Here is a 22,132-nt window from a genome sequence, read left to right as displayed (position 1 = left end):
CAGAACAATGCGCTTGAAAAACAAAGGCTCGTCCCTGCCCGATCGCCTTAGCTGGCGACGGCAGGGGCCAAGAAGTAACGAGTCTCGTATTCGTCTCTTCAAATGCTGCCGTCACGTTCGTCGCAGCCGTCTATTTTGACTTGCGTTGAAGCAGCCGCGCAGGACTGGGAATGCCAAGCTATCGTAATATAAGCTTCGCCACCGCTCGGAGCATGGTGGACGTGCTCGACCATGGCGCGGATGTTGTCGTTCGAGGCAGCGCGACGCGAGAGCTGATTGGTCGGATCACCACATTGGAGCGCCCTCTCGAGCGCTATCTCTTCCTGCCGAAACGGCACAATGATGTTTTTGCTCAAATTGCCGAAACCATGTGGATGCTGGCCGGGCGCGACGACGTCGGCTGGCTATCCAGTTATCTGCCGAGGGCTCCCAACTATTCCGATGACGGGCGGACTTGGCACGGCGCTTACGGCCCACGACTTCGCAGCTGGGCCGGCCATGTCGATCAACTGGATAAGGTTCGAGGGCTGCTAGGCGAGGACCGCACAAGCCGTCGAGCCGTTATGGTACTTTTTGATCCCGCGCGGGACTTCGTCGACTCCAAGGATATCCCGTGTAACAATTGGCTCAGCTGGATTGCGCGAGACGGCAAGCTTCACCTAAACGTAGCAATCCGCAGCAATGACGCGATGTGGGGTTTTTCGGGGCCCAATGCGTTCGAATGGAGCATTCTGCAAGAGCTGATGGCTCGCTGGCTGGGGCTGGAGGTAGGCGCCGTCCAGTATCTTGCCACCTCCTTTCATCTGTACGACATTCACTTCAACAGAGCCCGTCAGATCGACGAAGGTTTTCACGGCCTGACCCCTTACGACTTCGGCATCGGTCGCGCGTCTTTTCAGACTGGATGGAGCGAGTTTTCCACGAAGCTTGACCGATGGTTTGCACTGGAAGAGCGCATTCGCGCGGAACCTCAACACCCCCTCTTCCATCACGGTCAAACAGGGGACCCGCTGCTCGACAGCGGTCTTGCACTGGTTCAGGTGTTTTGGGCGCAGAAGCATTGGACGGTTGATCGCCTCGCCAAGGAGCTTGCCGCGCTTCCTGAATGTGACTACGTCGTAGCGATGTACGAGCAGCTCGGGCGCGCCTCTCCCGAACTGCTGCAGAACATCAGCCAGCCAGCTATTGCCAGGTTTGTTGATGCGTGCCGTAACCGGACTTCGAACCTTCCTGCAGCATTCAAGTCAGCAGTCAAACGTCTCCATGCGGTCAAGGATCGGGCCTATGGCAGCGCCTGGAAGCGCCGAGGTGAGTTGATCAGTATTCTTCCAAACATCGCTCGGAAGTCGGATCGATTGGAGACGATCATAGCGACGGGTGCGAAGATGGATGGGGAGACAATGTTGGATACGGCAATCGACTTGTATGTCTATTCGGAGAAGTACCGGTTGTTTCTGGCCCAAGATTTGGATGAAGGCACCCTGCTCCCACCTGGATCTCCCACTCTGCTCAGCGATCACGACGCAAATTTCGACGCCTTGGTTGACCGCCTTGATCTGAGCGTTAGCTCTCCAAGCGCTGCGGATCTTATTGGCGAGATCGTCGACCACTTCGATACATGTTGGCGCCGCGCGGAAGCAGGCGCGCCGACGTCGGAGCGCCTTGGCAATGCTGGACTTTTGGCTGATGCCGCCGGTCGGCTACTGGCGCGGATCGTAGCGGACGACAAGCTGGCCGTAGCGGAATTCATTCAGGCGGAGCTTTCGCGATGAATACCGATGATCTTGCCAAGCTGAAGGGCAAACTGCGCGATGAGGTGGTGGCTCGCTCTCCTGGGACCAAGGTTGCGCTCGTTGGCTGGACGCCGGCCGCCATCGAACTTTCCGCCGATCCAGTTTTTTCGACCGGCGCTACTCTCATCGGAGTGTTCGCGCCGAATCAATCCGCAGGGCACGCATCCGTCAGGCCTCTCGGTGAGCTGGCGCGGGAAAAGCCGGAGATCGTGGTCATAGCGGAAGATGAAGGCAAGGAGCCGCTACTGGAGGCCGTGGCGGCCATTCTTCCCGCCGAGACCAAGTTGCTCATCGGCGGCTTTTCTCATTTTACCTTTCGCGATGAGATCTTTGACCGGGTTCGCCGTGAGCTGTTCATCCCGTCTTTTGCCAACGGCTACCAGTACTCGCTCGTGCATCTCTATCAATGCCTGCAGAATGCCCACCGACAGGGTTTGTCGGGAGTGGTAGCAGAATTTGGGATGTTCAAGGGTGGAACGACAATGCTCATTTCCCGGTTTATCGAGGAAATCGGAGCGAATTGGAAAGTTTTCGGATTCGACACTTTCGACGGTTTTCCGCCGAAACGAAGTGCCCTGGATATGTACGCGCATCCAGACTGCGTGTTCCTGGACGCCGACCTGGTAAAGGCCGTTTTTGCCGGACGCAATGTTGAGGTGGTCGAGGGAGACGTCGTGCAGACGGTTTCGTTGCTCGAGGATCAGGATCTCGTGCTATCTTTCGTGGATACCGACAACTTTTCGTCCGCAAACGCCATCATTCGTGTCATTGCAGATCGCACCGTTGTCGGTGGCGCGATTGTGTTCGACCACTGGACTGGTCATGATCGACACTTGGATACGATTGGTGAAAGAATAGCCGCAAAAGCGCTTGCCGCCGATGAGCGCTATTTCAACCTCCACGGCACCGGAGTGTTTTTGAGGCAACGATGACCAGATCCTCCGCTCTCCATAAACGCCGCTCCCCGCCTCAGCCTCGGCCTGGCGTCTACGAGCTTTACTGGACGTTTGCCTCGCGCCGCCAGGCGGCATTTGAAGCCCGATTATCCGGGAAACGCTGGCCCTGGACGGAGGATCGTATCCTTCAGACCTATAAGTTCTGCAACGTTTTTCGTGCAGCCGACCGGGTGTCTCAATTCATGATTCGAGACGTGGCGTACGGACATGATCCGGAGAGCATGGAGAGAGATCGCATCTTTCAGATTGTTGCTTTCCGAACCTTCAGCAAGATCGGGACATGGCGCGGTATTACGGAAGTGCTGGGTGGCGCCCCGCGGCTGCAGCACCTGCAAAGCGGAGCATTTGAGAAGGCGCTCGATCGGGTGAAGTCTGCAACCGGCGGGCTGTACACGGGAGCTTTCATCCTTTGCGCCAACAAGGCGTTCGGCTTCGATGAGAAACATCGCAACCACGTGGGCCTCTTCAAGCACATGTTCTTTGAACACGCTTGTGCTGAGCGAATTCTGCAAGCGCCCTCGCTACAGGATGTGGTCTCTCTGCTCCAGAGTTTTCCGCTGTTAGGGCCGTTCATGGCATATCAGACTGCCATCGATCTCAACTACTCGGACCTCGTCAATTTCACCGAGAACGACTACACGCAGGCAGGGCCAGGCGCGCTGCGGGGCTTGAAGAAGGCCTTCACGACCCTGGGCGACTACACACCCGCGGATGCCATTCTGTGGATGGTCGAACGGCAAGATGAGGAGTTTGCACGGCTGGACTTGCCGTTCCGGGGGCTGTTTGGCCGCAAACTACATGGCATCGATTGTCAGGGCCTCTTCTGCGAATTGGACAAGTATTGCCGTGAGGCTATTCCTGAGCTGGCCAGCGCTCGCAGCCGGATCAAGGCAAAATATGTCGCGGCGTTCGGCGACATGGAGCTTTTCTTTCCTCCTAAATGGGGCTTGCCCAGCGGGGCAGTCGTGAAGTCGGCTGGCGTGCCGCTGAACGATGCTGCTTCCTCCAGCAAGCCGGGGGAGGGCGGCCGCACCCGCAAGCAGGCTCGTGAGCAGTCGGCCGTCGCAGATTTATTTGGTTAGTCATGGGCCGTTTCACCCTTTCAACCTATTACGTCTGGATGCCGGACCATCCGTTCCAGCCTCCCATCCCCTTTTTTCCTGCGGTAGCAGTTGCCGATAACTTTGATTACAACCTTCGTTCGTGGCGAGGCCTTGTGATAAGGTGGATGCCCAGCATTGGGTGTCGGCCGCACCGCCGCACCAACCACTAGAGATGTCGCTTACGAGTCCACGATGATCTCTACGCTTCGCATCCAAGTGCTTTTTCATTGGGAGTCCGACCAGGCAAGGCAGCTTGCAGGCCGGCTCTATCGGACATTTTCTGCCCGCCCCATGAGCGATGGACCGCGTATTCCGGTACGGTATGGGTCGCGGCAGCTAGACGGGGGTCCGCCCCCGACGATCGACCTTGCTGCCGAGCGCGAGATCATCGTGATACTTGTCGATGAGCGTATGGCCCGTCGCGCACGCGAGAGCGATCGCCTTATTGCGGACAAGTGGGGACAGTTGGTCACCGATCTTCTTGGCCAGCACCCCCCGACGGGCGCGAGTCCTCACCGCGTTCTGCCCGTCGCTCTTGATGCCGATGCACTGCAGCTCGCGCCCACCCTGAACCACGTGAGTTTCGTACGGCTCGACGTACGTCACGGAGAAGACAGAGACCGACACCTTGTCCTGCATATCGCTGTCCGCGGGCTGCGCGCGCTGCAGGACCTTCCCCAGGGAGGCGGGAAACCCGCCGACGTACTGCCGGACATTCCGGTTCGTTTGTTCATTAGTCACGCAAAAAAAGATCTGCCGGCCGATCCTGCGGCTATCGCCGAGGGCCCCGTCAAGGCTATCCTAGCAACCTTGACGCAGCTCCCCGTTCAGGGATGGTACGACAGCGCAGACATTCCAGCGGGCGGTCGCTTCCCCGAGGAGATCCGCAATGGGGTGCTTAACTCCAGTGCCCTGGTTGCTGTCCTGACCGACAGCTGGTCGAGCCGCGAATGGTGCCGTCGCGAACTCCTAGAGGCCAAACTTGCTGCCCGACCGCTGATCGTCGTCGATGCGATCGAAGCACGCGTCATTCGGTTGTTCCCGTACCTCGGCAACGCGGTGACGCTGCGCTGGCGCGCTGCGATTGCATCGTCGGACATCATGGACACCGCCTGGGTCGAGTTGAGAAAGAACTGGGAAGCTGAGGATGCCGCGCTCGTCATCGAAGCTGCTCTGCTCGAAGCGCTTCGCTACCAGTATGAGCATCGCCGTCTGCTTCGTTCCATAGCCGGCAATGAGGTCGCGCTTGGCACGCCCCCCGAGGCGCTGACGTTGGCCCATCTTCCTCAAGGCACGTCGCGGGTATGGTATCCGGACCCGCCGCTTGGCCGGGAGGAATTGGATCGTTTGCAGCCGATCAGCGCCGCCAAAATAGATCTAACGACGCCGCTAAGCGAACTTGCCCGCTGGAAGCGGCCCACGGGAATACAAACAGTCGCGGTATCGTTATCTACGGCTCCCGACACCGACCTGTACGGTGGAAGCCCGGAGCATTTGGCGACGTTCGCCGATGATTTGGTGCTGTATCTCTTAATTGCCGGCCTTCGCGTCGCGTACGGCGGGGTGTTAGGTCACGACGCCCTCCAAAATGGCATAATCGTAGGTGACGACATCAACTACGTGGAACGGCTGTTGGCGATGGTCCGCAGTCATTCACTGCTGTTTAGTGAAGTCGTAGGAAAGCCGCCGGTCCCGATCGAGAATTGGGTCGCCTGGCCGATCCATCTTAGGTTTGGCGAGGCCGAATTACGCTGTTACGGACAGGAAGCCACTCTCAAGGACCTTCCACCGCCGCCAGATCTGGGGCTCACCGCTCAGGAGCTGAACGCAAGTGTGAATGCCTTCGTGCCTCCAGACACCCCGGTCCGGCGTTATGCATGGGCGAAGTCATTGACGTTCATGCGGACCTCGATGCAGCAAGGGACCTCCGCAAGGATCGCAATGGGCGGCCGGCTCACCGATTATAAGGGCCTCTGGCCAGGTGTATTGGAAGAAGGCATCATTACCTTACGTGCTGGTCAGCCTCTCTATCTGCTGGGCCTCTTTGGGGGCGCGGCACGGCTTCTCCTCGATGTACTGCGCGGCATAAAGCGCGATGAACTCACCAGCCCTTGGCTCTCCGCTCTTCCCGGCTCGGACGAGTTACGTGACGAATATCGCAGACGCGGTCAAACGTTTCAGACACCTGAAGAGCTGTCCGCCGAGTTGGCCCAAAGAGGAGCCTCGGGCTTGTCAACAGTCCTTAACAATGGCCTTTCAGAGGATGAAAACATCGAACTGGTGAATGCCGATGACCCACAACGGATCGTCGCTTTGATACTGAAAGGGCTACGCAGCAAGCTCGCGCCCTGACCGGCCGCTGGCCTTCTTAGTGGCTTTGTCGCACAAAGCGCGCCGTTGTCACCTTTGATTGGGCCCTTCATGTTTTTACGAATGATACGTTTGGATTCGCCGGTCCAAAGCGCACCAGGAATTACCTACTTTCGTCTAACTGTGACCAGCGGCTGTCAAATTCACGCGCCGGGAGGATGCAAACTTGACCCCAGACGAACTCGCCGCACACGATTTGCTGTCTGAATTGCGCACTCGGATCGCTACTCAGCCCCTTGCCTACCAGCACGGCATTGAGACGAGCGCGCTGAAGAGCTTGTGGGATATATTCGACCTCACGCGGAAGGCGATGAAGGATCATCCCGGTTGCGCGAAATTTGCGCGGGCCGCGACGAACATGCTGAACGTCGATCTTCGTCCGTTCACGGCGAAGTGGCATCGCGCACTGGAAGCTGGCGTGCTGAACTCGCGCGACGGCGCCAATGAGTTCAGGGCCGAGCTTGCCGGGCTGAGAGAACGGCTGGTGACCTTCGCTCAAGAACTACAGGTCATGGCTTATGGGTCGATGACGCCAGACGAAAAGACCCCCGACCCGCTGACGCATGACGAGATCGCCCAATGCTTTGGCCCCTTGAAGTTCGGGGTAGAAGCGCAAGCAGACTCCGAGCGCTCGATGTTTGAGGATGAGGCCAAAGAGATTGCGGCGCGCCGCAGTCAACGCGAGCTACCCGCAAACGCTGGGATGAATGCGGTCGGCCTTGCCCTGTCGGGAGGAGGTATCCGCTCCGCTACGTTCTGTCTGGGCGTGATTCAGGTGCTCGCCGAGCGTGGCCTCATGAAGCACGTCGACTATCTCTCGACTGTCTCTGGCGGTGGTTATACAGGCGCGTTTCTGACCTCTTTGATCGGGAGTGGTCAGGGCTTTGAGCAGCTTGCTCGCCCTTTCGGCCCCGATACCGGTCCAGTGCGCCATGTGAGGCAGAACGCGAAGTATTTGAGCGTTATAGATCTCAAGAGCCGATGGACGATGGTCATCGGAACAGTTGCAGGTCTTATCCTCAATTGGTTGGCGCCTCTTGCGGTGCTCTCAGGTCTTGCAATCTTGGCTTCCTACCTCCCCTCGCGGGTGCGGTTTTGGGCCGATATGAGCCTGGCGTTCGGCGGGCTCTGTCTATTCGCGGTCTTGATTTACGGCTTCTGGCTCAAGCTTGGCTGGGCCAAAGTGCCGAGAGCCATCGTCGCCTTGACCAGCGCGATCGCACTGTGTCTGTTGGTCCTAGCACTCTCCGAATGGGCATTCAGGCAATTCGAAACGACCCCGTTTGCCTTTCCGATCGCACTTGCTGGCACTTTCTTCCTCGTCGCCACGCCCATCGGGATGCGCTTTCTGCCCGTCTTCCATACCGATGCCTATCGCCGGCTTCTCTTTACCGCCACGCTGTGCGCCGCAGGCATCATCGTGCCCGTCTTAGGACTCCTGTGTTTCTTCGCTCTGCGGCATTTGGCTGGCGAGGATATGGCGCCGAGTGCGCCATGGTGGAATCCCCTGCATTATGCGGATGGGTTCTTGGTGCTTTGCACGGTTGCTGCGATCGCCAGCCTGTTTTCTTTGTTTATCCTGGATGTGAATCTCACAGGGCCGCACAAACTTTATCGCGATCAGCTCGCGAAGACTTTTATTTGGCCTTCGGGAAGGGCAGAGCTACCGCTGTCGGATATAAATCCAGATCATCTTGCGCCGTACCACCTGATCAATGCCACCGTCAATGTTCCCTCAAGCGAAAGTCCGGTGCTTCGCGACAGGAAAAGCGATTTCTTTCTGTTCTCGAAACATTGGGCAGGATCCAAGGCAGTCGACTACCAACGTTCTTCATCTTGGCGAACCAAAGGTAGCCCAATGGACCTGGCCACTGCGATGGCCATCTCCGGCGCCGCCGCCTCACCACAAATGGGTTTGGGATCCCTGCCCTCGCTTTCGGCTCTGATGACGCTTCTCAACATCCGCCTTGGCTTCTGGATTGCGAATCCGAGAACGCCGCCATTGATCTCGTCGCCGGGATTTTCCTGCATCTTGAAGGAGATGACGGGATGGCAGATGTCCGAGGAAGAAGCCTGGCTTAATGTGTCCGATGGGGGCCATATTGAGAACATGGGTCTGTATGAACTCTTGCGTCGCCGTTGCAAGTTCATCATCTGCGTGGACGGTGAGGCTGACCCCGAGAGCACGTTTCACGGTCAACTGACCCTCGTCAGGCACGCCCTGATTGACTTTGGTGTTCAAATCGAGCCGCATCTCGACGAAATGCGACCTGATCCCAAGTCCAGATACAGCAAGACGCACGCGCAGCTCTTCCGGATACATTATCCGAAGCGCAGCGAAGACATGCCAGCAGGCACGGGCCTGTTGCTTTACCTGAAACTGTCCCTCACAGGCGACGAAGCCGAGCTTTTGAAACGCTATCGTCTGGTTCATCCGGACTTTCCTCATCAATCGACCATCGACCAATTCTATGACGAGGAACAGTTCGAGGCTTATCGGCAGCTCGGCGTTCATGTGGCCGAAGGCACATTTGCGCCCGCTCTGGTGCCCCAAGAGCCGTCCGATATCAGGGAGTGGTTCCAGCAACTGGCTGCAAACATGTTGGAGCCATCGAAGCACTGACCTAACCGCGGCAGATGTTGTCCGACGTTCAAGTTGATACCCAGTAAGACTCAATGAGCCAAACCAAACAGCGAGACTTCCAACGACAAGCCAGCGAAAGCGGTCAGACGCTGGTAGAGGCTATCGACAAAGCTCGCGAGAGCTGGCCGCGACGCTGGGATCGATGGGTCGACGGCCTCTGGGGTTATGACGTATTCATTTCGTACCGCCGGTCGGACGCAGCCGTCTATGCCCGGGCGTTGCACGAGGCGCTCGAGGCCGAAAACACGAATTCCTTTATTGACGCGACCCAGTTCGTGCCGGGCGATCCGCTGCCGCAAGCTACGCTGCGAAATGTGCGCAAATCGACACTCCTTGTGGTCTTGATTACGCCTCAGATCTGCGAATTGCGCTCTCCCGATTGGGTCTTGACCGAGGTCGACGCATATCTTGCCTCACACCCCGAGGATCCGAGGGTGATCGCGGTGTTCTTTGCGGACGACCTGCTCGTCCAAGCCCACCCAGTCGTCAAAAAGCTACGGAGTTTTCTGCACATCAAGCTGGCTCCATCCGCGATCAATGCTGCTCCGTCCAAGGAGGTCACTGACGCCATCCGCTCTCAGCTGGGAAGTCGGCGAAGGGATCGACGACGAATTCGCTTATTTCAGTATATTGCTGTCGGTGTTTCCCTGTTGGCGCTGCTCGCCGTCATAGCGACTGGAGGTTTCTGGACGCAACGGACGGCGGCTGACCAAAATGCAAGAGAGGCAGCATCCCGGCTGCTCGCCTTCGAATCCAACTTCGAACGGCCCAACTTTCCGCAACGAAGCCTGCTTCTGGCCGCAGCCAGCGTGAATACGACGCGAGATGCCGACCACAAGGTTCTTCCTGAATCATTCGTCGCGTTGCTGGACAGCCTTCAGGTTGTGAGCGGCAAGCCGATTGCACCCGAACTCGGTAGACTTTCGTTTCTCGATAGCGGGAATTCAGGCCTTGTTCTTGGCAAAAAGCAGACCGGCGAATTGTTCATCCTTGATCCCTTCGAGGAGGCGTCTCAGGTCAGAACGATCGCGGTGCCAGCGGCCGCCAAGCTCATTTGGGCTGCAATCGCCGAGGACAAATTGCTGGCTTTGGATGAGAAATCGTCGATTTTTAGCTGCCTGATCGCTCATGCGGCAGCTTCCGATTGCAAGAAGATCTTGACGGTGGAAGGCGCCTCTTCGTTTTCTGTCGCGCCGGCCGCAGCTCGCATCTTGCTCACGACCCCCGCGGGCCCCGAGGTATGGGATATGGAAAGACGAAAGCGTCTCTACGTGCGCGGCGTCGGCGATCAGACGGCCGGCACGGGCTACACGATTTCGCCCAAGGGGCGGTTCATCGCGCGTACGACATTCATGAAGCAAGACGGCAAGCACGACAGCGGCGCGCTAGAGCTCACGAATGTCGAGACCGGCCAGATTACGCGGTTCGACTGGCGCGGGGACGCACTCTACACAGAACTTCGATCGTCTTGGTTTGCAACCGACGAGGCCGCGCTGGTTGTGGAGGCAATACGATGGCGGGCAAACCCGAGCAACCCTGCCGATTTGACCGGTACGCCAGCAATGATAGGCGTGCGGCTGGGCCAAACGCCGCCCCATGATTTCGACATCGCCGGTACATTGGGCTGGGATTCACCTCAGTGGAGGCCGACGATTTTTGGAGGTGATTCGATACTGCGCACGACCAAACAGGGCGTGATCGAGGTCTATCGCACCGAAGGACCGAATGGATTGGTCCGCGCAGGGACGTTTCGTCCGGTCTCCGTTGATTCAACGTTCTTCCCGGCAAAGAATGGTTGCGCGGTCGCCGAGGCGACGACAGCAAACGCCATTTACATCCATTTCGGCACGTGTGAGGGGCGCCCCTATTCCAAGGTGCAGCTGCCAGCAATTCAGGGAGCATTGGAAGGACGCCGGATCTTCGTCAGCGATACAACGCGGCTGATTGCTCTTTTGCCGAGCCAAAACGGTAAGTCATTCGACGTCTGGCACGCGCCAACCGATCGAGACAATGAGGTCAAGCACTGGAGCCTCAGCGGCAATGAAGCGACTACGGTCAACGTTCTCTTTTCGAAAAGCGGGTTAGCCTTGGTGGCCATTTCGCTCCGAGGAGAGTTACGGCGATGGGACCTCCAAGCCGATGACGGTGGCGTGCCAACCACGATCTTCACACACCCAAACTATGTCGTGAACCAGCTCGCCAGCACCAAAACGCCCGGACTGTTGGCTCACGTATCGAGCCGTGGCGGCGTGGTATTTTCTGATCTGAGGGGAAAGGCTCCGGTCCATCACAGGCTTCTTCAACAGGTCGGCATCGGGATGGCGCTTCGCTTTCTTCAGGACGACAAGTACCTCCTCTACGCCGATGTGAACGGAGTCGTGGCTCTTTGGGAGGTCGCGTCCGTACTTTCAGGTGCAAGCGATCTCGCGGTGCGGTCTGTCCTGAAGGGCCCGCTTACCGGTTTAGAGATTTCTGGCGATGGGAACTTCATCGCGATCGCTAGCGAACAGTCCTCTGTTCTTCGAATCTACCGGTTGACGCAAAACCCTATCGCGTTGATGCCGGTTTGCGAGCTGGCCGACCAAGTGGGTCAAGTGACGGCCGGCGTCGACGGTTCGACGTTCTTTGCAAGCATACGAGATGGGCAGGAAACGAAGCTTGTTCAGGTCGACCCGCGACAGGCCGGTTGCTCGCCGCTAGTTGTGGAACAGAAATCTCCCGCTTCTTTTGACGTTCAAACTGTCTCGACCAAGAACGGCTTGCTCGCATACCCACTTCGAAAGTCAGGAAAGTTGGTTGTCGTGGTACGCCATGTCGATCCGGCCACCGGCAGGTCCGGCGCGCAAATTCAGGAGTTGGTTGGACCGGAAACGCAAGTCACAGCGCTTGCATTTTCGCCGGATGGCCGATGGCTTGCCGCCGGCGGCTCAAAAGGAACGGCCTTTCTCTGGGAGTTTCGGAACGGTGTCTTCAAGTTGGCGCTACAATCCGATGCTCACGCGGCCAACTCTCCCGGCATGAACAGTGATGTCTCAAGGTTTGCCTTCGATCCGAGCGGAAAATGGCTGGTAAGCTCGAGCGTCTTGCGAAACAACGTGGTGCTGTGGGATCTCTCGCAGACTCCGCCGACTACGGTACGCTTGGCTGCCTTCAATTCAGACATCGGGACCATGTCTTTCGCTCAGTCTGGACAGCTGGTGGCGGGGCGGGTTGATGGGCGTGTGGAAATATGGCCTCTTGCAACCGAGGTTCTATTGAAGCGAGCTTGCGCGGTTGCCGGACGAGAGCTTGGGAGCGCCGAACTCACGGCCCTGATCGGGAACGTGAAGGTCGCCTCCCCCTGCAGCTCGGCCCCTCTCCAGGTCGAGTAACGGGCGGAAGAGTTTCGCCTAAAACCGTGGGAGCATTGCCCAGCTACAGTGAAGCAACCCATCGAGAGCAGCCGAGCGAAGGTCCGCCCTAACTCTCCTTTGCGAGCAATGCGACCAGGCTTTTCCTCTTTCGCGCGAGGCGAATCAGTATTGCGGATTGTTCTGCCTGCAATAGCCAATCCTGAAAGCGTTGAACGCCGTGTTGCGTCCTGGTCTCATCCTGACAATTTGAAATCAGAACTAGCTGAATCGCCTGAACTGGATCGGCAACATAAATCCCGAATGGGCCATTCACTACGACGGCATTTGGAAAGCCCAACATCCGCGTGGCTTGGGCCTCCGTAACGCTTTTGTGGCACGCAATCAGGTGCACTGGTCCTGCCTCAACGCCCGCAAGCTGGCGGATCCAATCGTGATCGGCTAAGTGGGGCTGCCCGACCATTTCGCGAGCCGTAGCTACGGACATCGAGTCCGGGACTGCTCCGAGCCGGAACAGTATACGTGCGCCTCCAACTGTCGCTGTACAGCTCTCTTCTGTGCTCGCTGATCCGGACGGTTCAAGGCTCGACCTCACGGCTGCGATCATGCTCGCCTTGCGTTCGAGATAGTTTTGCCTTTTCCAATCGAGCGCCGGCCCCAGATAGCCTTTCCCCCGATTTGCCTCCATTACGCCCCTCTGGACCATCTTGACCGTGGCCTCGACGACGGTCTGGCAGATTTGGCTTTCCAGGCTGACGGGATCCTTGATGATTCGACCGAATCGGTACTGTTCTTCCACAAATTTCTGAAATTTCTTGTCCGCTGGTCGCGAGGGCACTTTGGAAGAGGTCGCTTCAAAGATGTTCACGATGAACACCTTTCCTGGCGCTTGCGAGTAGGCGAGATGCAGCTCGGCTTGGCAAATTCCTACATTGCCATCTCTCCGGCTCGTCCACCCCGCATGACCGTTATATAGTGCAATGAAGATGTCGCACTCGCGCGCCTGCCTTAGACACTCATCCCATGCATCGAGCTCTAGGTCCTCCGTGGCCCTCTCGTGTATCCACACTTCGTATGGCCGCTCGCCGAGTATGGATGCTGTCTCAATATCTTGCTTAAGTTTGACACGAAGCTCGCTCAGATTCACACCGCTCTTCGAGGAGAGTGGGAATCGGTCGTTGCAGCGGCTCGAAATCATAACTCGTATTTTTGAAGATTTAGCCATTCAATCAGACACAAAACTCATGACGCCTGCTGCGTCCCTCTTCAACTCTAGCTTAATGCCCGAATTTTCAAAGGATGAACTCAAGCATCTCGCAGCTAAAGCTAGGATATCCGAGAAGCTGGTGCTGGACGCTGCAGCGGCGACAGTCGGAAGGTTCAAGGAGATCTGGCAAATCTTCCTCTGACCAAAACGTCATCGAGATCGTCGAGCCCCAATGCAGCGTCTATTCCGATTTATAGCGTGCTCTGATATGCGGCTGAACTCTTTCAGACTGAATTATTCACTCCATGCGCGTCATCTAACTGATTATCCCTTGTTGTCCTGCCGCCACTGCCTTTCGCAGTGCTCCCATCTGCTTGGCCTAAATGAACATTGGAGGCGTCACCCGCACCGCAACCGAAATCGCTGCTCGGAACGCATTAGCCGCACCAGTTTCGCACCAGAAACAACCTGATCAAAGCGCAATGAACGCCATCGGAACAAAAGGAAAATGCAGCAAAATCAACAAATTCAATCGATAGTCTGCCGCTCATAACGGTCTGGTTACAGGCCCGACCAGTCTAATCTTGGGTTGAATGTAGCGACGCGCTATTCCACCGAGGCACCCCGCCCCAGTTGCGCTCCAGAATCCTATTGGAACTATCTCCTCCTTCGCTGAAGCTCGCCACCGGTCTTTTCTCCTCTATGGGAGAGTGGTTACGATCAGAGGCGGCAAATCTCGATCAACGCGACCGCTTCCTTTTTGCACGCCAGAGGCGCCAAATTTTCCCTGGATTCAGAGCGGACCTTTTGGCGGCCAATTCCATGTCTCTGCTATCCCACGTGCTTGACGTGGCAGCATCGCGAGCTCTCCGACGAAAGTCAGTACCGCACTGTTCTGAGCACCGAATCTTGTTCAAGTCCAAGTTAGCTAGCTTCCTGGAGCAAGCGAGCAACATGAGAATGCACGGCGATCTTTTCGCAGCAACTGCCTTCCGAGAGCCGACCCCTTGGCACGTCTGAAACGTCGGGCCGAGATCCCTGTAGGCTGCTGGCCGCGGCGCATGCCAGCCTCACTTGCCGCCGGCTACTGTGGTGAAACGACGATTGAGGGCTTCCTCAGTCGCGTCGGAAAAGAGTATCCTCGGCCCCGGGTTAGAGAGGGTCGTCGACAGCTATGGCTACGAGAGGACTTAGACCGCGCAATAGCGCCGACGTCGACCGAATACGACGCCGCCGAGGATCTGTAGTTGTGGCATTAAAGCTGCCCCGGCACGTCATTCCTAAGACGCTCGCCGACGGCCGCCAAGCATTTTACTACACCGTCCCGACCCACTTCCGGAAACTTGGCTGCCCCATCCCGAACGAGGCACTCGGCGATTACATCACGGCATGCGGCAACGATGGTGAAGGCGGTCGCGCTGCCATCTTGAATACATTATTTGACGAATGGAATCAAAATCGAAAGGGCATCCCCAACCCAAAGGCTTCCATAGCGCGCGTCGGCTCTGTTAATTGGCTTTTCCGCGAATATAAGCAGACGAAGGCATATCTCGAAAAAGTCTCTAAGCGCTCGCGACCCGGCTACGAGCACAGCATGCAAGCCATCTGCGGCTTGCTTAACAAAAGAGGAGAGCGCATCGGCTGCTTGCCAATCAAAAGTATCACCCCGCGCGCCGCTGATAAGCTGTACGAGATGTTCATCAGGGATGACGCGGGCGAGAGCACCCTCTTTCGGCGCGGTGAGAAATTTGTTGGCCTGTGCCGCAAGGCATGGCGCGTGGTTCATCGACTGTACCCGGCCGAATTCGCCAAGGATATCCCGAATCCTTGGCCCGGAGTAACGATGAAAACCCGCACCAAGGCGACCAAGCACGCCGTCACCCGCGAGCAGGTTTACATCTTTGCACAAGGCTGCGTGGAGCGCGGCGAAGTTGGTGCAGCTGCAGCTGCCGTCATCTGCTTTGAATGGCTGCAGCGCCCTGAAAACGTCCTAGCGGGGCACATCAAATGGACGGACTACCGGCAGACCACCCCACCGACCATCCAGATTGAGCATCACAAGACCGGCGCACGGATCGACCACCCGCTTGAAGACGTGCTCGACGACGGCACGGCTATCCAGCTCTATCCGGAGGCCGAGGCGATCTTGGCTAATCTGAAGCGTCTAGGAACGCCGATGATCCTGCGGGAGGTGCTGCCACCGACGGACAAGCGATACATCCGTCCCGGCGCAAAGGCCGTCAGCAAGCCTTACTCGTTCTCCGGCATGCAAAAGATCGTTCAGCGAATGCGGAAGGAAATCGGCCTACCCGTCACGTTCACACTCGACGCCTGCCGGCATGGCGGGATGACCGAGCTTGAGGAGGCCGAACTTACGGAAGGACAGGGCCGAGCCCTCTCGGCACACCGCACAAGGGAAAGCTACTCCGGCTACGCCAAGCGCACAGCTCCGCGAATCCTCGCGGCAACACGCAAACGACGAGCTCACGTTTTGGCGAACACAACGCAAACAGAGTTTCAGAATGCGGAGTCTGGCGAGTTTCAGAACAACAAAGTCGTAAAAATGTAAGATACTGACCGGGCTCCAGAAATCTGGCTGGGGCGGGAGGGATCGAACCTCCGAATGGCGGAATCAAAATCCGCTGCCTTACCGCTTGGCTACGCCCCATCAGGTCAGCCGGATCGGGATGGCGCGCGGGCGCCAGGCGATTCCGGAACGGCGACCGTGGTCTACAGAGCGCGCCGGTCCATTTCAACCGCTGCGCCGCAGGAAATTTGCGCAGCCCCAGGGTGATCCGGCCGGCCAGCCAATTCGTCAATGCGGGCAAGCCCTTATCCCGTCCCGCCGGGCCCGCCGCGGCAGCCCGCCGCATCAACCTGCGAAAAAGTTGAGGCTTGGGCGGTTTCATGGGATGACGGCGGCCAAACCGGCCAATTGTCAAAGCCCCCGAGGACACGCCATGACCTATCGCGCCCCGCTCAACGACATGCTGCTCGCCCTCAACCATGGCGCCGGGCTAAAGGCGGCGGTCGAGGCTGGCCATTACGGCGATTTCGACCCCGACATCACCACCGCCGTGCTCGAGGAGGCCGGCAAGTTCGCCACCGACGTGCTCGCGCCGCTGAACAAGATCGGCGACAAGCATGGCATCAAGCTCGCTGACAAGAAGGTCACGACCGCCCCCGGCTGGCCGGACGCCTACAAGCGCTGGACCGAGGCCGGCTGGAACGCGGTGTCCGGCCCCGAGGCGCATGGCGGGCAGGGCCTGCCGCTCGCCATCAACGCCGCCTGCACCGAGATCTGGAGCGCAGCCAACGTCGCCTTCGGCCTGTGCCCGCTTCTGACGCTCTCGGCGATCGAGGCGCTCGACGCCCACGGCAGCGACGAGCTGAAGGACATCTATCTCGGCAAGCTGATCTCCGGCGAATGGACCGGCACGATGCAGCTGACCGAGCCGCAGGCCGGCTCGGACGTCGGCGCGCTGCGCACCCGTGCCGAGCGCGCCGCCGACGGCACCTACCGCATCACCGGCAGCAAGATCTTCATCACCTACGGTGAGCACGACATGACCGACAACATCGTGCATTTCGTGCTCGCGCGGCTGCCGGATGCGCCGGCCGGCACCAAGGGCATTTCCCTCTTTCTGATCCCCAAATTCCTCGTCAACACGGACGGCTCGCTCGGCGCGCGCAACGACATCTATGCGTCCGGCGTCGAGCACAAGCTCGGCATGCACGCCTCGCCGACCTGCACCATGACGATGGGCGACAATGGCGGCGCCATCGGCTACCTGATCGGCGAAGAGAATGCCGGCATGCGCTGCATGTTCACGATGATGAATCAGGCGCGGCTCGGCGTCGGCCTCGAGGGCGTCGGCGTCGCCGATCGCGCCTATCAGCAGGCGCTCGCCTATGCGCAGGAGCGCAAGCAGGGCCGCGCGGTCGGCAGCAAGGGCACCGGCTCGGATGCGATCATCGCCCATCCCGACGTCAAGCGCATGCTGATGCAGATGCGCTCGCTCACCGCCGCCTCGCGCTCGATCTGCTACGCGACCGCGGTGGCGCTCGACGTCGCCGTGCGCGCCAAGGACCCGGCCGTGCGCACTGATGCCGCCGCGCGCGGCGCGCTGCTGACGCCGATCGCGAAGGCGTTCTCGACCGACATCGGCAACGAGGTCGCCTATCTCGGCGTGCAGATCCACGGCGGCATGGGCTTCATCGAGGAGACCGGCGCCGCACAGCATTATCGCGACGCCCGCATCACGGCGATCTACGAGGGCACCAACGGCATCCAGGCGATCGACCTGGTCACCCGCAAGCTCGGCGCCAATGGCGGCGCCTCGGTGTTCAAGCTGCTCGACGAGCTCACCGATATCGTCCGCCGTGTCGAGGCCTCGAACGATCCGGCCTTCGGCACCACCGGCGCCAAGCTGCGCGAGGCGCTCGGCGCGCTCGATCGCTCCAGCCGCTGGCTGCTGGAAAAGCTCGGCACCGCGCCGAACGACGCGCTGGCCGGCGCCACGCCCTATCTGCGGCTGTTTGGCTCCGCGCTCGGCGGCTGCATGCTGGCCAACGAAGCGCTCGCCGCGCGCAGCGAGAACGAGACCGACGGCGCACGTCACGTCGCGCTGGCCCGCTTCTTCGCCGAGACCTTCGCCGTGCAGGCGCCGTCCCTGGAAAAGACCGTCACCGACGGCGCCGACGCGGTGCTCGGCGCGGAGGCGGTGCTGGTGGCGTGAGGACTCGCGCCCCTCACTCGGTGTCGTCCCGGCCTTGAGCCGGGACCCATAGCCACCGGCCATCGTGGCTGGGTAAGATTGGTCCACCACCGCGCCCCGCACTCCTCCCTGGGGTTATGGGTCCCGGCTCAAGGCCGGGACGACGGAAGAGTTTGTGGCGCGCGCCCTGCCCCACATTCCGTCATTGCGAGCGCAGCGAAGCAATCCAGAGTCCTTGCTTCGCTCTGGATTGCTTCGCTGCGCTCGCAATGACGGAAGTGGCAAGCTGATCCATACACTCAGACAGCATTCGGACTGATCCACAACAAGCACTCACCTCCTCGCGACGCGATCGCGCCCGAGCTATGTCCTTCAAGTCCCGCCCTCTCCGAATGGAGGGCGCAGGGAAGGCCGGGCGCTGGCCGCGCCCGTGGCCCGCCTGCAGGAAAAAAGCAGGCGGCAGTCACCACAGGTCTGGCCGAGAACGCCCGGCCTTCCCCGCGCGATGGTTTTAACGGGCTATAGCGCGCTCTCCCTGGTGCGCCGGGCTTTCTGGCCACCATGTCGCGCACTGCGCTTTCGCGCCTTACGCTGGATACTAGCGTCGGAGTATCGGGACCACACGCCTTCACCGTCCGCGAGGGGCCGTTCGTCCGCGCAAGAGCACTGCGACCGCCCGCGTCCACCGCATCCCCTTGCCAACGTCCGTGACGACCGCGAACCGTCCCCTACCGTGCAACGGGATGACAGGACCATAAGGCTGATTTGGGAGCACGGCCAAGCGATTTATGTTTTTCAGAATCTATTGACAGGATCATCTCGGCTCGACGTGATTTGCCCGACGGGCGCAGCGGGTCGCCACACTCGACCACCGTATCCTTGACTTCCAAGCGCGCCCCGGCCAGTGCTAACCATGCCGTTTCGTCGCAGCCGGATCATGCCTTTCAGGCCGATCTGCGAAGGGATTGGTAACGCTCTGCATAGTTCATTGTTTTTCATCATATCCATTCGGAGACGACTCATGAAATCACTCGCCGCCCCGCTGTTTGCCGCCGCCTTCCTGCTGTCACCGGCTCCGGCCTCTGCGGTCGTTCTCGATCTCTCGACCATGAGCTGCAAGCAGTTCGTCGAGAGCGGCGACGACACCATCAAGATGGTGCTGATCTGGCTGGACGGCTGGTACAAGGGCGACCAGGACGAAGCGCTGTTCGACACCGAGGAGTTCGTCGCCAACGCCAAGAAGTTCGGCACTTATTGCGCCGAGCACCCGACGGTCAGCATCGTCACGGCTGCGGAGAAGATACTCGGCAAGTAGTCCCGTCGAGCTGACGCCACCGAGGTTGGGGCGGGTCAGGGCCAACGTGACCCGCCAAGTCACCGCTCCGCCGATGGCGGATGACGCTCCGCTCATCCGCCCACCTCGATCGACTCACACTCCAAGCCAATCCAATCCGCCCGGAAGCTCATCGGCCGCAAAATCCACCTGCAGCACGCGGCGATGCCCCGGTTGCACCGATGGCTCCGAGGCGTGCAGGATCGGTGTCGCATACAGCCAGATGTCGCCCGGCTCGGCGCGGCACACGCCGGTGCCGCAGCGCGCGACGATTGAGGGGACATCGGCTTCCGGAATGCGGCCGAGGCGGTGCGAGCCGGGGACGATCAGGAGGGGCGCGTTGTCGTCGGGGACGGCGTCGAGATGGACGCGCAGGGTGACCATCCGCGCGAGCACCTCATAGGGCGGCGCGACGTGCTGCAGGCCGCCCTTGATGGTCCACGGGCCGAAGCCTGCGACCTCGATGCGGTCGCGGACCACGATGGTGCGGTCCTGATGCCACGGTACGGCCCAGTTCGCCTGCGTGGTCTTGTCGAAATAGACGGCTCGGACCGGGCGCGTGGCGCCGCCGAGAACGGCGGCGGCGGCGCGGCCGATCGGGCCGTCATGGGCGAGAAAGGGTGCCAACGCTGCGACACCATGCAGGCGCGCGCCGGCCTGCGCCGGGGCGTGGTCGGACAGGGCAGCGGCGAGATCGTGCAAAGCAGGCGCTTCGAGCGCCGCTGCCAGATGCAGCGCGCCGGTGTCGGCGAATTGCGATGCCTGCTGAGGAGAGAGCGCGAGGGTCATGCGACCAGGAGATTAAAGCGCTGTGCCGGAGTTTGGCAATTGCGCCCGTTTCCCCCCACCGCCGTCATGTCCGTGTGTTCGCAGGGCAAGCCCGAAGCCATGCTTTCGATGCTGGTGAGACGCGATCAGGGTGAGCGGGACGTCGTCTCGAACTGGCGTTCGCGGTTGTGGATTCCGGGCTCAATCGCGCTGCTTCAAAAATGACTGCGCCAGTTTGCGCGCGAATGCGGAGTGAGCTCCCGAGTCAGCGCGGCTTGCGCGCGTCGGTCCCAAATAGAGAGCGATCCGCTGTTCGCGGCAGCAGGGTGCTTTTCGCTCCGCCAGTTCCGATCGCGGAACAACTGACACCGTCAAGCAACAGTCCGCGCGCGATGTCACGCGGCCGTCATTGTTAATTTGTGCCTGCGCTCCGAGTCACGCCTGTTAGCAGCCGGTGACGACAACGGGGAGGATGTCGATGTTGCGGGGCGTGATTGCCGCAGGGCTGTTGATGCTCGCGATGGGGTCCGGGGTGCAGGCGGCCAACGATGCAGGTGCGGAGACGCGGATGTCGTGCTCGGACGTGCGCTACTACGTCGAGAAATACTCGGCGGAGGTCGCCGAAATGTATGCGCGCAGCCGCGGCGCGACCGATGCGCAGATCAACCGCGCTCGGCGCTGCCTGACGCCGGTGCATGTCCGCCGCGTGGAACGGTGGCGGGCCTACGCGGAATAGGTCGGGGGCACCGCGCGACGACGCGGCGGTGCGATCGCATGGCAAGCTTCTGGTTCTCGCGACGCGCACCCCTGCTCGTGAGAACCTCCGTCATTGCTGGACTGGTCCTGCCCACCGAACCGAAATAGGTCGGCAGAGCGAGCGCGCGGCCATCTAGCCCTTCGAAGATGCGGAATGACGTGGATGACTGCGGCACATCTTCGGTCATGACGACGTCTGGAAACGGACGAGCGCAACGACTCCGTGCCGAATCTGATCGCCACGATGATCGCAACGACATCAGCTGACGGCAGATGATCGCGTTGCTTCAGCATTCCCGTTAAACTACGGGCACGGCAAAGCGGCTGGTATCAAAACACTCTCACGATTCAACTCATATGCAAGGTCGCAGGCAGATCCTGTCGCCGCTTGGCAACATGCGTTAACAACGCGTGACCAACGCACACAATTCGTCACACTTGCGCGTGAACTTCGGTCGCAGTGCCGATAGCTTCGGCCGGCTTTTCTAAGAGTCGGTTTTCCGTCAGCAGTCAGCACTGCTGCTCGGCGTTCGAGGCATTGATGTCGTTGCAAACAACCGTGCAAATAACTGCTGCACCTTCACACACCAGTTTCACGATGCGCCAGCGGGCGAAACGCAGCTGGAGGATTGCCTGGCTCGCAGGCACCGCGCTGCTCGCAATCACCAGCAGCGCGCATGCGATCGATGTCGCATCGCAGGCTGACTGGGATACCGCGGTGACAGCGGTCGCGGCCGCAGGCGCCAACTCGACTATCAACATCAACTTCACGGCCGGCTTCACGCTGTCGAGCTCGCTGAGTGCGCTGGTGGCCAATGCCAGCAACGTCACGGTCAACATCACCGGCAACAACAATACGATCGACGGCGCCTCGGCCTATCAAGGCATCCAGGTCAGCGGCACCAATACGCCGGTCGTCACCATCTCCAATCTCACGATCAACGCGATGCGGGCGCGCGGCGGCAATGGCGGCGGCGGCGGTGACGGCGGTGGCGGCGGCGGCCTCGGCGCGGGCGGCGGCCTGTTCGTGGCGTCCGGCGCCAACGTGACGATCGACGGCGTGACCTTCACCAACAACGCGGCGGTCGGCGGCAATGGCGGCACGTTCGGCTCGCATTCGGGCGGCGCCGGCGG

At 59.8% G+C, this 22,132-nt stretch carries 14 protein-coding genes and 1 tRNA gene; 12 read left to right on the top strand and 3 right to left on the bottom strand.

Annotation, left to right across the window (positions count from 1 at the left end; translation table 11 throughout):
- Window positions 1–212: 212 nt before the first annotated feature.
- The 6 genes from BRAO375_RS35750 (at window position 213) to BRAO375_RS25185 (ending at window position 12,237) form a co-directional block, all read left to right on the top strand.
- Window positions 213–1,772 carry a thymidylate synthase gene (locus BRAO375_RS35750; RefSeq protein ID WP_175345362.1) on the top strand — a complete coding sequence of 520 codons (1,560 nt, stop codon included), beginning with the start codon at window positions 213–215 and terminating at the stop codon, window positions 1,770–1,772.
- The gene (locus tag BRAO375_RS25210) at window positions 1,769–2,725 is read left to right on the top strand and encodes a TylF/MycF/NovP-related O-methyltransferase (protein WP_009030278.1); all 957 of its coding nucleotides are present in this window, start codon (window positions 1,769–1,771) and stop codon (window positions 2,723–2,725) included. The genes BRAO375_RS35750 and BRAO375_RS25210 overlap by 4 nt, the downstream gene beginning before the upstream one ends.
- Complete coding sequence (locus BRAO375_RS25205; RefSeq protein ID WP_035642076.1) at window positions 2,722–3,831, top strand: nucleotide kinase domain-containing protein; 1,110 nt, start codon at window positions 2,722–2,724, stop codon at window positions 3,829–3,831. Before BRAO375_RS25210 ends, BRAO375_RS25205 begins: the two co-directional genes overlap by 4 nt.
- Before the next feature lie 213 nt (window positions 3,832–4,044).
- Window positions 4,045–6,204, top strand: a complete 2,160-nt coding sequence (locus tag BRAO375_RS25195; protein WP_083842532.1) for a TIR domain-containing protein — start codon at window positions 4,045–4,047, stop codon at window positions 6,202–6,204.
- Window positions 6,205–6,388: 184 nt separating this feature from the next.
- A complete protein-coding gene (locus tag BRAO375_RS25190) occupies window positions 6,389–8,845 on the top strand; it encodes a patatin-like phospholipase family protein (RefSeq protein WP_009030273.1) in 2,457 nt (818 codons plus the stop codon).
- A gap of 53 nt (window positions 8,846–8,898) precedes the next feature.
- A complete protein-coding gene (locus BRAO375_RS25185) occupies window positions 8,899–12,237 on the top strand; it encodes a toll/interleukin-1 receptor domain-containing protein (RefSeq protein ID WP_009030272.1) in 3,339 nt (1,112 codons plus the stop codon).
- 88 nt (window positions 12,238–12,325) lie between these two features.
- Here the strand turns inward: BRAO375_RS25185 and BRAO375_RS25180 are convergent, their stop codons facing one another.
- Window positions 12,326–13,363: a DUF4062 domain-containing protein gene (locus BRAO375_RS25180; RefSeq protein WP_244423287.1), complete on the bottom strand. Its 1,038-nt coding sequence runs from the start codon at window positions 13,361–13,363 to the stop codon at window positions 12,326–12,328.
- Between the two features lie 31 nt (window positions 13,364–13,394).
- Between BRAO375_RS25180 and BRAO375_RS39045 the strand changes: the two genes are divergently transcribed.
- Together BRAO375_RS39045 and BRAO375_RS25175 are read left to right on the top strand one after the other, a co-directional pair.
- Complete coding sequence (locus BRAO375_RS39045; RefSeq protein ID WP_175345361.1) at window positions 13,395–13,625, top strand: hypothetical protein; 231 nt, start codon at window positions 13,395–13,397, stop codon at window positions 13,623–13,625.
- A gap of 1,047 nt (window positions 13,626–14,672) precedes the next feature.
- A complete protein-coding gene (locus BRAO375_RS25175; protein WP_035642068.1) occupies window positions 14,673–15,992 on the top strand; it encodes a site-specific integrase in 1,320 nt (439 codons plus the stop codon).
- Between the two features lie 24 nt (window positions 15,993–16,016).
- Here the strand turns inward: BRAO375_RS25175 and BRAO375_RS25170 are convergent.
- A tRNA-Gln gene (locus tag BRAO375_RS25170) sits at window positions 16,017–16,091 on the bottom strand.
- A 292-nt stretch (window positions 16,092–16,383) separates the two neighbouring features.
- Between BRAO375_RS25170 and BRAO375_RS25165 the strand changes: the two genes are divergently transcribed.
- Both BRAO375_RS25165 and BRAO375_RS25160 read left to right on the top strand, forming a co-directional pair.
- A complete protein-coding gene (locus BRAO375_RS25165; RefSeq protein ID WP_009030266.1) occupies window positions 16,384–18,162 on the top strand; it encodes an acyl-CoA dehydrogenase family protein in 1,779 nt (592 codons plus the stop codon).
- Between the two features lie 1,000 nt (window positions 18,163–19,162).
- Entirely contained in the window at window positions 19,163–19,456 is a 294-nt protein-coding gene (locus tag BRAO375_RS25160) for an HdeA/HdeB family chaperone (RefSeq protein ID WP_009030265.1), read from the top strand.
- A gap of 114 nt (window positions 19,457–19,570) precedes the next feature.
- Here BRAO375_RS25160 and BRAO375_RS25155 read toward each other — a convergent pair whose 3' ends face one another.
- Window positions 19,571–20,263 carry a phytanoyl-CoA dioxygenase family protein gene (locus BRAO375_RS25155; protein ID WP_009030264.1) on the bottom strand — a complete coding sequence of 231 codons (693 nt, stop codon included), beginning with the start codon at window positions 20,261–20,263 and terminating at the stop codon, window positions 19,571–19,573.
- Between the two features lie 457 nt (window positions 20,264–20,720).
- Between BRAO375_RS25155 and BRAO375_RS25150 the strand changes: the two genes are divergently transcribed.
- Together BRAO375_RS25150 and BRAO375_RS37030 are read left to right on the top strand one after the other, a co-directional pair.
- Window positions 20,721–20,978, top strand: a complete 258-nt coding sequence (locus BRAO375_RS25150; RefSeq protein WP_083842533.1) for a hypothetical protein — start codon at window positions 20,721–20,723, stop codon at window positions 20,976–20,978.
- A 618-nt stretch (window positions 20,979–21,596) separates the two neighbouring features.
- The coding region (locus BRAO375_RS37030; RefSeq protein ID WP_035642064.1) for a pectate lyase-like adhesive domain-containing protein at window positions 21,597–22,132 on the top strand (536 nt) is incomplete at its 3' end.

The organism is Bradyrhizobium sp. ORS 375 (assembly GCF_000239775.1).
GTDB lineage: Bacteria > Pseudomonadota > Alphaproteobacteria > Rhizobiales > Xanthobacteraceae > Bradyrhizobium.
Note: the sequence above shows the minus strand (reverse complement) of the source record. Positions and strands in the feature narration are given on the sequence as shown.